The organism is Pedobacter foliorum, from assembly GCF_013266735.1.
In the GTDB taxonomy this organism is placed as follows: Bacteria; Bacteroidota; Bacteroidia; order Sphingobacteriales; family Sphingobacteriaceae; genus Pedobacter; species Pedobacter foliorum.
The window spans coordinates 261,191-273,785 of record NZ_JABSNU010000004.1 but is presented as its reverse complement, the minus strand read 5'-3'; the positions used below and the strand labels follow the sequence as shown (position 1 = coordinate 273,785).

At 37.3% G+C, this 12,595-nt stretch carries 14 protein-coding genes; 3 read left to right on the top strand and 11 right to left on the bottom strand.

Annotated elements, in window-relative coordinates; all coding sequences use genetic code 11:
- Positions 1–35 precede the first annotated feature (35 nt).
- Genes gatA through HQN83_RS10945 form a run of 11 tightly spaced genes read right to left on the bottom strand, consistent with a single transcriptional unit; the run spans position 36 to position 10,002 of the window.
- Positions 36–1,466, bottom strand: a complete 1,431-nt coding sequence (gene gatA / locus HQN83_RS10995) for an Asp-tRNA(Asn)/Glu-tRNA(Gln) amidotransferase subunit GatA (RefSeq protein WP_173090389.1) — start codon at positions 1,464–1,466, stop codon at positions 36–38.
- Positions 1,467–1,506: 40 nt separating this feature from the next.
- The gene (locus HQN83_RS10990; RefSeq protein ID WP_099439819.1) at positions 1,507–1,710 is read right to left on the bottom strand and encodes a Sec-independent protein translocase subunit TatA/TatB; all 204 of its coding nucleotides are present in this window, start codon (positions 1,708–1,710) and stop codon (positions 1,507–1,509) included.
- Between the two features lie 10 nt (positions 1,711–1,720).
- A complete protein-coding gene (locus HQN83_RS10985) occupies positions 1,721–2,113 on the bottom strand; it encodes a Sec-independent protein translocase subunit TatA/TatB (RefSeq protein WP_173090388.1) in 393 nt (130 codons plus the stop codon).
- A gap of 58 nt (positions 2,114–2,171) precedes the next feature.
- Positions 2,172–3,446 (bottom strand): murein hydrolase activator EnvC family protein, encoded by a 1,275-nt coding sequence (locus HQN83_RS10980; RefSeq protein WP_173090387.1) that lies wholly within the window; start codon positions 3,444–3,446, stop codon positions 2,172–2,174.
- 20 nt (positions 3,447–3,466) lie between these two features.
- The gene (locus tag HQN83_RS10975) at positions 3,467–4,252 is read right to left on the bottom strand and encodes a DUF4292 domain-containing protein (protein WP_173090386.1); all 786 of its coding nucleotides are present in this window, start codon (positions 4,250–4,252) and stop codon (positions 3,467–3,469) included.
- Positions 4,230–5,600 carry a tetratricopeptide repeat protein gene (locus HQN83_RS10970; RefSeq protein WP_173090385.1) on the bottom strand — a complete coding sequence of 457 codons (1,371 nt, stop codon included), beginning with the start codon at positions 5,598–5,600 and terminating at the stop codon, positions 4,230–4,232. Before HQN83_RS10970 ends, HQN83_RS10975 begins: the two co-directional genes overlap by 23 nt.
- 6 nt (positions 5,601–5,606) lie before the next feature.
- Positions 5,607–6,038, bottom strand: coding sequence for a dUTP diphosphatase (gene dut, locus HQN83_RS10965; protein WP_173090384.1), 432 nt, complete (start codon positions 6,036–6,038; stop codon positions 5,607–5,609).
- Positions 6,035–7,519 carry an oligosaccharide flippase family protein gene (locus HQN83_RS10960; protein WP_173090383.1) on the bottom strand — a complete coding sequence of 495 codons (1,485 nt, stop codon included), beginning with the start codon at positions 7,517–7,519 and terminating at the stop codon, positions 6,035–6,037. The genes dut and HQN83_RS10960 overlap by 4 nt, the downstream gene beginning before the upstream one ends.
- Positions 7,520–7,798, bottom strand: coding sequence for an acylphosphatase (locus HQN83_RS10955; protein WP_173090382.1), 279 nt, complete (start codon positions 7,796–7,798; stop codon positions 7,520–7,522).
- 36 nt (positions 7,799–7,834) lie between these two features.
- Positions 7,835–8,788, bottom strand: a complete 954-nt coding sequence (locus HQN83_RS10950; RefSeq protein WP_173090381.1) for an NAD(P)H-dependent flavin oxidoreductase — start codon at positions 8,786–8,788, stop codon at positions 7,835–7,837.
- 35 nt (positions 8,789–8,823) lie between these two features.
- Entirely contained in the window at positions 8,824–10,002 is a 1,179-nt protein-coding gene (locus HQN83_RS10945; RefSeq protein ID WP_173090380.1) for an amidohydrolase family protein, read from the bottom strand.
- A gap of 97 nt (positions 10,003–10,099) precedes the next feature.
- On the opposite strand from HQN83_RS10945, the gene HQN83_RS10940 reads away from it, so the two are divergent.
- The 3 genes from HQN83_RS10940 (at position 10,100) to rluF (ending at position 12,574) form a co-directional block, all read left to right on the top strand.
- A complete protein-coding gene (locus HQN83_RS10940) occupies positions 10,100–10,789 on the top strand; it encodes a helix-turn-helix transcriptional regulator (RefSeq protein WP_173090379.1) in 690 nt (229 codons plus the stop codon).
- 84 nt (positions 10,790–10,873) lie between these two features.
- Positions 10,874–11,371, top strand: a complete 498-nt coding sequence (locus HQN83_RS10935) for a DinB family protein (protein WP_173090378.1) — start codon at positions 10,874–10,876, stop codon at positions 11,369–11,371.
- 153 nt (positions 11,372–11,524) lie between these two features.
- Entirely contained in the window at positions 11,525–12,574 is a 1,050-nt protein-coding gene (rluF, locus tag HQN83_RS10930; RefSeq protein WP_173090377.1) for a 23S rRNA pseudouridine(2604) synthase RluF, read from the top strand.
- Positions 12,575–12,595: the final 21 nt, after the last annotated feature.

Sequence of the window (12,595 nt, the reverse complement as noted above, 5' to 3'; positions counted from 1 at the left end):
TCATACTGCTTTAAAGGCTATTGTAAATAACCTCCCTAGTTTAATCTTTCATTTAAAAATGTTTGAGACAAAGAAAGTAGCTCTTCCTCCCTAAAATGTTTGGTCATCAATTGAATACTTAACGGCAAACCCTCATCATTATTGCCCAAAGGTAGGGCTACAGCTGGAATCCCTGTTAAAGAAGCCAATACTGTAAATATATCAGCCATATACATTACCAATGGATCATCTATATTATCGCCAATTTTAAAAGCTGGTGTTGGGGTTACAGGAGTTAAAACTACATCAAACTCTTTCAACATCTCTTCCATCTTATCTCTGATCAACCTTCTTACTTGCTGTGCTTTCTGATAGTAGGCATCATAATAACCGGCACTTAAAACAAAAGTCCCTAGTAATATCCTTCTTTTTACTTCCTCACCAAATCCCTCTGCTCTTGATTTTTTATAGAGATCATTTAAATTAGTCGCATCCAGATTACGATGACCGTAATGTACACCATCATAACGAGATAAATTAGATGAAGCTTCTGCTGTGGTAAGCACATAATAAGCGGGCACCAGATAGTCAAGCAAATCAAATGACACGTATTCAACCGTATGTCCTTGAACTTTAAATCGCTCAATTGCATCCAATATTGAACTCTTAATTGCGGGGTCTAATGCTTCACTTTCTAAAGTCTCTCTAATAACTGCAATTTTCTTTTTCGAGTCATTATTTAGATTTGCAGAATACGCGGGTACTTCTCTTTTAGAAACAGTACTATCGTAATCGTCAGCTCCCGCTAAAACCTCAAGCAATACGGCTGCGTCACTAACCGAAGATGTGATAGTGCCAACCTGATCAAAAGACGAAGCATAGGCAATTACGCCATATCTTGAAATACGTCCATAAGTAGGCTTAAAGCCTATACACCCACAGAAAGCAGCCGGTTGTCTTACAGACCCTCCAGTATCAGTTCCCAGAGCAGACAAGCATAAATCAGCTTGAACAGCAACAGCTGAACCGCCTGATGATCCACCTGCCACCCTTTCAGTATCTGCGGCATTACTTACAGGACCATAATAAGAAGTTTCATTGGAACCACCCATTGCAAATTCATCACAATTAAGCCTACCTATAATAACGGCATCTTCTTTTATCAATCTTTCGACAACGGTAGCAGAATATGGAGACACAAAACCTTCGAGCATTTTTGAAGAAGCGGTAACAATATGGTCTTTATAGGATATATTATCTTTTATACCAATTACCATTCCTGCAAGTTTGCCGGCAGTTCCATTATCAATTTTCACCTGCACTTGCTTAGCATGCTCAGAAGCCGAATAAAAAAACACCTCATTGAATGCATTGAGGTGTTGATGAGCTTCTATTTGCTTAAAATAATAATCTAACAACTCAGGTAAGCTGAGCTTTTTTTGATCAATAAGAGTTTGTATCTCTGTTAAGGAGCTATACTTCTTCAAATTCAAGAATACATTAAGATTAAAAATTAGGTTCTAAAACCTATAACGGTTTGTTGGTACGGTTTCTTTCTACCGTTTCATTATCATCAACCCCGTCTTTGCCATCTTTAAATTCCTTAATACCTTTTCCAAGACCTTTCATTAATTCAGGAATCTTTCTACCTCCAAAAAGTAAAAGTACTATTACAAGAATAACGGCTATTTCCATGCCACCTAATGCAGCTGATATCGTTGTGTTTAACATGATATTTTAGTTAAAGTTTAGTTTTATCTGTTTCTATTTTAGTGTTCTCTGTATTGTTATTTGCAGCAACAAGATCCTGCTTTTCAAAATCCAAAGGCTCCTTAGTTTGCTCTACAGCTTCAGCTTGTGGCTCCGGCGTAGTCTCAGAAGGATGATGACGATTAGTATTGGTGTCATTAATAACCGATTCGATATCATCAACAATACCTACGGAATTTATGTTACGATGGATTTCTCTTTTAACGCCTTCAGAGGCATCTTTAAAATCTCTGATTCCTTTCCCTAAACCTCTTGCCAATTCGGGTAATTTTTTACCTCCAAATAACAAAAGTACCACCGCCAGGATGAGCATTATCTCGCCGCCACCCATGTTCAGGAATTCAATTAACGTCCCTCTATACATTTTCTTACTGATTTATAATTAATTAATACAAATATAAACATTTATAATCCACAATATCCTATTTTGCTATCCATGCTTCTGGATTCTGTGCCGCCATTCCGCGTCTGATCTGGAATTGCAACTGTGGAGTACCCTCTGTAGTACCGACGGTACCTATCGTTTGTTTTGTAGACACTTCCTGATCTTTAGATACATTAACAGACTTTAAGTTCTGGTAAACTGTAAAATATTCTCCATGCTTGATCAACACGAAATACCTGCCGAATTGTTCCATTACAGTAGTAACCTTACCATTAAACACTGCACGTACGGAAGCTCCTTCAGCAGTTTCAATATTTACTCCGTCGTTTGTATATGAAGCCTGCCCTTCCATGTGCCTACCAAATCGCTCGGTAATTGAACCGGTAGCAACAGGCCATGGCAACGAACCTCTATTACTTTCAAATTGGGAGGATAATCTTGCCGCCTCTGGAGTTGCAGTCAGGTACCCTCCACTTGTTTTAGCCTTTGGAGCTGCGGCAACAGGGGCTGGTTTGTTCTCTGCTTTAGCTCGTGCAGCTGCCGCTCTTTCGGCCGCTAAACGTTCCTCTTCTGCTTCTCTTCTGGCTTTTTCAATCTCCCTCGCAATAGCTGCGCGAATATTTCTGTCAAGCTGAGCTGATATTTTTTTTCGCGTTGCAATGTCTTGTCTATACTGCTTTTCTTCTTTACTAAACTTATTCAGCACTTGAGATTGCTCGTTCTTATTCTTTCCAAGTTTATTCTTCTCTTGCTCTTGTTCATGCAAAAGGCTGCTCTTCTCCTTAAGATTCTTATCTAAAATTACAATCTTGTAGTTAAGGTCTTTCTGTTTACCCTGAATGTAATCGGCCTGCTTTTTACGGTACTGACCAAATTGTTGCAGGTACTTAATCCGCTTATATGCTTGGTTAAAGTCACTTGCTGCAAAAATAAACATCATCTTATCATAAGAATTCCGATTGCGCTGAGCAAACCTGATCATACTTGCATACTCCTTTTTAAGCTGTCCTAATTGTCCCTTTAAATTATGAACGACATTAGTATTCTCATGAATCTGATTATCAAGATTCTTCATCTCCGAATTGATTACAGAGATCTTGCTTTGCATTAAACCTATCTTCGCGTTTAGTGCATTGATCTGACTCAAAGTAAGCTTTTTGTTATTTGCAGCTTTATTGGCATTTTTCTGCAACAAATCAATTTCGCGTTGTATTGCTTCTTTTTTTCTTTTCAACTCTGCGCTACTTTGTCCAAAAACGACAGAGGCAGATAGTACAAACAAGAGGAGTAAAAGTAATTTGTTTAGCTTCATTGCATCAAAAGTATAAAAAATCAGTTTATTACCTCGTACTTATTTGGAACATTAAACGGAAAATCAAGTGGAACATTGCTTTCAATTTTCGAAAACTCCATATTAATATTGATTCTCTTATCTCCTGCCATCGAGTTAATTTTCAGATCAGTTGGAAATAGATAGCCATTAATATTTTGATATTCTCCATAAGCAACCCTCAAAGATCTCCCGGATGCAATATCATTAAGATTGTTCTCATTAACCTTTAGCAAGGTATTAAAAATTACCCGATAAGCTAAACCCTCATTAACCCCACTAAGTGTCCAAACTGCATTTTCCTGAGCTATTAAGGTTTCATCCCTAAAGAACTCTTTAACAGTATTCCCTGAAAATATCGCTTGTAACAACTCAAAATTAACCTGTTTATTGGTATAAGTGTGAACATAATTAAAAGGTTTTTTTAAATAAACACCTTGCAAGTTGTTTCTAACCTTAATACTATCTGGAGTAATTAATGCTCTTGCTACTTCAATACCAAGTGCGGTAATACTTACCCAGATCTTTTTGTCTTTCTCCATCCTGATATTCATGTTAACATTATTGGAATTTCCATTAACATCAAGATTAGCCTTGGCTTTAAGAGACAATGTATTGAATGAAATGTCCTTAGATCTAAGCTCCTTAATAGTTTCCGATTTCTTACTATCCACCGGCGTTTCTGTTACCGTCTTGGGTGGTTTAACAATAAGTTTCTTAGTCTTGCAAGCCATTATTACTGAAACAAACGCAAGAAATAGCAAGCTATTGAATATATTTCTTCTCATTAATCTTCTTATTTAACTTCTCTGAATCATTCCCGGCTATTTTAGCCTTTTTCCACTGCACCAACGCCAAATCTTTATCCCCTTTTAGGAATAAAATATCACCATAATACTCCACATACAACGGATTTTCCGCATCCAACTGAAGCGCCATTTTAATATTTGTTAAAGCAGCTGCACTTTGGTTATCATTTTGAAGGCCCAGTGCCATGTAATAATACAAAACAGCTTGGTTAGGGTACACAGACAAAGCATCATCAGCTGTTTTAATTACATCCCTATATAAGCCTAGCGAAGTCTGGATGTTCAAAACCTGTTCCCATACCACATATAGCTGATCAGTGATCTTTAATGCCGATTGAAACTGAACTAAGGCAGCCTGTAAATCCCCTTGCTGATAAAGTACATCACCATACAATGCAAAAACCTTGGGATCATCAGGATGAATCTTTGATGCTATCGTAGCGAGCTCAATGGCATCATTTATCCGCAGCTGGTTCTTCTTACCTCCAAAAAGCATCATCACTACTTTGACTTTCTGGTCTACCGGCATCATAGAATTTTCAAAAGCCTTTTTTAGTGATGCCTGCGCCTCAATATTATTCTTTAAAGCGCCATATACGTCGGCCATAGCCAGATCAACTTCAAAATTATCAGACTCAAGCTGTTTTGCTTTTTTAAGTACTGCCAAAGCTTCTGCATTCTGATTCTTTTGCATAAGTACACCACTGGTGTATAGTAAACTCTTAACGTCTTTCACATCCTCTGCAAGAATCTTTTCAACAGTCTTCTTATCTAGGCCATCATCTTTTCCAATATTGATTCGCTGCCGTGCCTCTGTTAAAGCATCAGACGACCCAAATTTCTTTTCCAGTATATCATATCCTTTTAAAGCTTCTTCTTCTTTTCCGGCTAAAAGCAAGGCGTTAGACCTATCGAAATAATAAGAATTCTCATCTGGAGCAAGCGCAATTAGTCTATCAAAAACTAACACCAAATTATCCATATCCCCTTTTCGCTTATATAGTTCCGCTAATAATTTCCAGTACCACAAATTCTGAGGGCTCAATGAAGTCGCCTTTTTTATAGCCATTTCAGATTCCATCAATTTATTCTGTCTGAAATTTAGCGTAGCAACCTCAAAATAAGCAGCCGAATTGTTAGGGTCTATCTTTAACAGCTTATCAAAATTTTCAGCTGCTTTCGGATAATTTTCATTTAGTTTTTCCTTTAACCCAGCAAAGAAAAGTGTTTTTACAGCCATGCTATCCAATGTAGAAACCACAGGTTCCTGGGCAAACACAGCCGTGCTACCAGTAAGCAATAACATAAAAAACCACTTCCTTTTCATAGTATATTATTTACCTGTATGTCCATAACCACCGGCACCACGGGTTGTATCACTCAGCTCACCCACCGATTTCCAGCTTATCGTTTCATGCTTTGCAATAACCATTTGAGCAATCCTATCGCCATTAGCAACTACAAAATCAGTATCAGATAAGTTAACCAATAGAACTTTCAATTCTCCGCGATAATCTGCATCGATAGTACCCGGTGAATTTACAATACTGATCCCATGCTTATAAGCCAATCCACTACGTGGACGAATCTGAGCTTCATAACCAATAGGGAGTTCAATATGTAAACCTGTCGGAATCAAAACTCGTTGTAAAGGCTTAATGGTAATTTCAGTTTCTATAAAGGCGCGAATATCCATACCTGCAGCATGTTCAGTTTCATATTGAGGCAATGGATGTCCAGAATTATTTATGATGTTTATATTCATTTTTTAAATAAAATAGATTTCAATTGGTTCTTTTCAAAATAGATAATTCCAGCAAGGAAAGCCAGCAATAATGCATTCCCAATATAAATATTCCTGTTAAATACCCAAAAGGAAAGTATCACAAGAACCACTGATATAAGCAAATATGCCAAAATCCTTTTCAGATCATAAGGAATAGGATAATATTTTTGTCCTAAAACATAAGATATAACCATCATTACAAAATAGGCGAGCATAGATACCCATGCAGAGCCCATGTAACTGTACTTAGGTATTAGCACAAAGTTTAAAACTATAGTAATAACGGCTCCAACTATAGAAATGTATAAACCAAAACGGGTTTGATCTGATAAACGATACCAGATAGAGAGGTTCATGTATATCCCCAGGCAAACGTACCCAAATAGCAAATATGGAACAGCTGGCAATCCTACCCAATACTCACTTTTCCGAATAAAAAACTTCAATATCTCTATATTGGCGATCAGCCCCACAAATAGAATAGCTAAAGCAATCACAAAATAATGCAGAATAATAGCATAAGTTTTTTTTGCATTTGCATTTTTTGCATGACTAAAAAAGAAAGGCTCAGCACCCAGTCTGAAAGCGGTAATAAAGATACTAATGAAGATTGCAATCTTACATACTGCACCATAAATTCCAACCTCATGGTCTGCGATACTATCAGGCAGCAATCTGCTCAATACAATTTTGTCCAAGTTCTCATTGACTATAAAAGATAAATTAGCTACTAGAATAGGCCAGGAGTAAGAAAACATTTTACTAAACAGCTCTTTATCGAATTTTAGTTGAAGTTTCAGAAACTCAGGAAGCAATAGAAAGAAAGTGACCAAACTAGCGATCAGATTAGCTAAAAAAACATAGCCGACCCAAACACCTCTGTACCAAGAGCCAAACCATTCCGAAAACGGCCAATGATGCTGAATAGCCAAGGGGACTATATAAATAAAGATCAAATTAAACCCCACAAAACAGCCAATGTTCAAAAATTTAATTAGGCTATATTTAAATGCTTTATTGTCAGCCCTTAATTTAGCAAATGGAATCACACATATCGCATCTACAAATAAAATCCATAGAAAGAACTGGAGGTAGCGTTTATAGTCGTTAAGTTGATTCGGATCGTCTGTTAAATATGCAGCTATTGAATTGGAAAAAATTAAACCAGTAGATAAAAACAATATAGAGATAAAGGCTATGCAGAGAAAGGAATTATTATATACTTCTTGTTTTTTATCCTCATGCTTATTAAGGTAACGGAAATAAGTGCTCTCCATTCCAAAGGCCAATACCGCATTGATTAATGAAGCATAGGCATACATTGTTGTAAATATACCATATGTACCAGCGGCAAATTTACCCGTATAAATGGGTGTGAGTATAAAATTAAACAGTCTGGAAAATACAGTACTCAGACCATATACTGCAGTCTGCCCCAGAAACTTCTTTAATACCGACATCTATTTCTTAATAATTTCAAAGTTCTGATAGTTTTTCAACTCTCCTGAAGTAACCTCAACGTTCTCAATCTTGGCCCTATCTGGCCCTTCATTACACCATTCCACAAAAACTTCCAATAAAGTATCATCACCCTCTGCTTCCATATACAATGTACCATCCTTTTCATTCCTTATCACCCCTCTAATACCCATCTGATCTGCAACGGCCTTTGTCGTAGCCCTAAAAGATACCCCTTGTACTTTCCCTGTTATTCTAATATCTATATGTTTTGTTTCCATTTGTACTTTTCTAAAATCTATTTAAAACCTTAACGGTTATTCACTAAACTCTAATGTGTTTATTCTATTTTTTTCTATTAAAAATTCCAGCCAAATCCGATTCAAAATATCTGCTGCCGGTCTGATATCATTTAACATAGCCGAAACCTGACCAATCTCCAATTCTCCTTCGTGCATGTCTCCTTCAAACATTCCCAGTTTAGCACGTGCCCTACCTAAAAGATGTTTTAGTATCTCTGCATCTGCACCCTCAGATTCAGCATTAGCTATTGCATCGGCAAATTCGTTTTTCAACAAGCGAACCGGAACCAGCTTTTTCATTCTTAGTTTAGTATCACCCTCAACCGAGTTCACAATCTTATGCTTAAAGTTCGGGTGGGCCGACGACTCTTCTGCAATTGCAAATGCCGATCCTATTTGTACTCCCTCAGCTCCAAGAGCAAAAGCAGCAAGCATTGCGGAGCCACTACCAATCCCTCCGGCAGCAATAACCGGAATTTGAACTGCAGCTTTAATCATTGGCATCAAACACAAAGTGGTTGTTTCTTCTCTTCCATTATGTCCTCCAGCTTCAAATCCCTCTGCTACTATTGCATCCACACCACAAGCTTCTGCTTTTAAGGCAAATTTTGTATTGGCAATTACATGAACTACAACAATACCCCTTTCCTTTAAAAACCCAGTCCAGCTAGCTGGATTTCCTGCCGATGTAAATACAATCTTTACACCCTCTTCTACTATAATATCCATTACGTGCTGCACATTGGGATAAAGTAGTGGAACATTAACAGCAAAAGGCTTTGAAGTTGCTTTTTTACATTTTTGAATATGTTCCAACAAAACCTCCGGATACATAGATCCCGCACCTATGATCCCCAAACCGCCTGCATTAGAAACTGCAGAAGCTAATCTCCAACCGCTACACCACACCATTCCGGCCTGGATAATTGGATACTGAATGCCAAAAAGAGCTGCAATTCTATTCTTCATCAAATACAAAGAAAAGGTATTTATCTAAATAAAACTTAAAACAATCTTTCTACTCTCGACCCCAACATTATTATCCCACTTATTTCTTCAAAATCTATAAGATTTATCCCTGGTCTTTTCCCAACTTCCAAACTACCATAACGTTCTTGCACACCCAAAAACTCAGCCCCGTTAATTGTCGCCCATTTTAGAAGCTCGTCAAAGTCAATACCAAAATTGATTTGTAAGGTCTGCATTTCTGCAAATATACTTAGCCGATTATTACTAGCTAAACTATCTGTACCAAGTGTGATTTTAGCTCCCGAATTTCTTAGCATCTCAACATCCGGGAGCCTGTTTTCTATATACAAATTTGCGTTTGGACAAAGGCACCAATATAAATCAGGATTATAAGCTTCTGCAAATTCCACATCAGCAACAGAAGTAAAAGTATTATGTACCAATAGCGTTTTCAGTTTATCAGAAAGCATTGGCAAATAGGTTTGTAAAGATGTTTTACCAGAAGGCTTATAAAAGTCAATATCGAGGCCTAAAAATCTATATAAATCTAAAAAGGCTCCTTCTTTCCTTTCAAAAAAGAGGTTTTCATCTTCCGTTTCCTGATTATGAATACTTATCACTTCATCATTCGTTTCGCCATTAATACGCAGCTCTTTAAATAGCGCTGCAGAAACCGAATATGGGGCATGAGGGACAATGGAAACTTTAAGCGGATTAAACTTCTCTTTAAATTCAAGTGCACGTTTAATAGATTCCTGAGCTGTTAAAGGATTAAAGCCCATTACCTCCAAAAAAGTATGATAGTAAATTGGGCTTCCAAGTTTAGTCCCTCTGGAAATTACCTGATTCGAAATATCACCAACAGCAACTATTCCATTTTCAAACATCTCTCTGTCTGCCCTCAGCATAGCCAGATCAATCGCTTCCTCATCAGAAGTTCTCAATTTCATGATAGCCTGCACAAAACCCAATAGTCCTGTACGTGTCTCTATCTGTCCTTTTAAATGCGATAATTCAAGATGGCAATGGGTATTTACAAATCCCGGAACCAGTAATCCCTCATACTGAGTTATGTCTTTTACTCCCTCATTTATCGCTTCTTCAGGCGTAAAAACATGAATTATAGTCCCATCAATTTCAACACCGACAACCCCATTTTTAATTGGAGGGCCGGCAACCGGAAATACGTATGACGCAGATATATAAGAAATCATAAATACAAAGAACGGATAATAAGCGCAGAAATCTATAAATTAGTATCGGCTAAAAGCTATTTTATATAAGTTTGCTGCCACATCAAAATCCCTATAAATGAACCGCATAGACAGACTTTTTGGAATACTAGTCCTACTTCAGACAAAAAAATATGTTACGGCAGATAAAATTTCTGATCAATTTGAGATTAGCATCCGCACAGTTTATCGTGATATAAAAGCACTTACTGAACAAGGGATTCCAATTAGCTTTGAACAACCAAAGGGGTATTTTATTGTACAAGGATACTTTCTCCCACCCGTTTCCTTTAATTCTGAGGAAGCAAACGCCCTCCTAATTATGGAACGTTTGGTTTCAGGTTTTACTGATCAATCTATTCTCAAACACTATACAACTGCCTTAAACAAGGTTAAAGCCGTGCTACGCAGCACTCAGAAAGAAAAACTGGAATTGTTAAGTAATAATATGATACTGCAACTTCCAAAATCAATAAAAAATGAGTTTGAATACCTATCTGCACTACAAAATGCCATATCATCGCAGTGTATAATAGAAATAGCATACACAAATAACAATGCAGAAACAAGCAAACGGGAAGTTGAGCCAATTGGACTAATATTTTATGCTTTCAACTGGCATTTAATAGCTTGGTGCCACCTCAGAACTGAATATCGAGATTTTAGGGTATCCCGTATTGAAGGAGTAAGAAGTCTAGAGATTCCATTCCGGAAAACCGAACATATGCAACTAAGCGAGTATATGAAGCTACTTCCGGTAAATTATTAAATAATATTTTATTGTTCAAAACAGACTGCCATAGGGTTGTCAGTTGCCGTAGTTTACTTTGTTCTGTAAAACAAAAACAAAGTTATGAGCAGAATTAAAATGTATTTAAAGGAACTAGAGCAAGAGGCTTTAACCACACGTAAAATGTTGCAAAGGGTACCAACTGATAAGTTCTCATGGCAACCACATAAAAAAAGTATGACCGTTAAACAATTGGCCACTCATATCGCTGAATTGCCAAACTGGATTACAATGACCATTAAAACTGACGAGCTTGATTTTGCGGCCAACCCTTATCAGCCGGCTGATGTAAACACTACTGAAGAATTATTAACTTATTTTGAAAAATCGTTAGCTGATGGCAAGACTGAATTAAAAGAAGAAAATGAGCAGCTTTTAGATAAAGACTGGACCTTACGAAATGGTCAGCAAATCTACAGCGTTGAACCCAAAGCTGACGTGATCCGTATGAGCATTAATCAAATTATTCACCATAGAGCTCAATTAGGGGTGTTTTTAAGACTTCTTGACATTCCAATCCCTGGAAGTTTTGGTCCCAGTGCTGATGAAATGGACTTTTAAAATGATGCTCTCAATTTTAAAATGGGGTCATTTTGTGATTAGAATGACTATGCTTTCATTGTAAAATGAAGCACTTAAAAATATTTTGATAGCATATTTGGTTATAAATTGATTCCTTTGTAAAAAAGAAATCAATTTATAACTACAATATCCATGTCTGATTCTAGCATCCGATTAAATAAATACATTAGTGAGAGCGGTTTATGTTCACGTAGAGCAGCCGACAGATATATTGAGCAGGGCAACGTATTTATCAACGGAAAGCGCGCTAAGGTTGGCGACAAAGTTATCTTTGGTGACATTGTGACTGTAAACGGGCAGACTATCGAGCCTAAAGAAGTTGAAAATTCGGTTCTTATTGCCTACAATAAACCTGTTGGCATTACCAGTACTACCGAAGCTGGTGTAAAAAGTAATATTGTTGATCACGTTAATCATAGTGAAAGGGTATTCCCAATTGGACGTTTGGATAAAGACTCACAAGGTTTAATTTTCCTTACCAACAATGGCGATCTGGTAAATAAAATACTTAGAGCAGGTAACAATCACGAAAAAGAATATATAGTTACTGTAAACAAACCACTTACCGAATCTTTTTTAACTGGCATGGCCAAAGGTGTGCCTGTACTAGGTGTAATGACCAAAAAGTGCAAAGTAATCCAGGAAAGTACTTTTGTATTTAAAATCATATTAATTCAAGGCCTAAACCGCCAAATCAGACGCATGTGTGAACACTTCGGTTTTGAAGTAACAAAATTGGAACGCGTTAGAATCATGAACATCAGCATCAAAGGCATTCCTGTCGGCGAATGGCGCGAACTTACTCCTGAGGAGCAGACGGATATTTTCAACATGGTTGCGAAATCTAGTTCATTAGAAAATGCTTCAGTACCTAAAAGAGTAAATAAAAAACCTAAAGCAAAAGTTGAAGAGGACTTATCTGAAAATGTAACACCAAAAAGATCTTCAGGCAGACCTGGTGCCCCTAAAAAACCTTATGCTAAAGCTTCAGGTTCAGTAAGCAGAGCAGATCGCCCTGCAGGTGGTAAAGGCAAATCAGGACCAAAATCTCCTGGAAGTTTCAAATCCACTTCTGCAAGTACCGATTGGAACAAAAGCAATGGACCAAGCAAAAGACCAGTAAGGCCAACAAAAGGCAGATCTGGCGCACCTGCGGCAAAAACCAGAAGTCCAAAACGATAATTCGCTATTCGTGTCGTCACC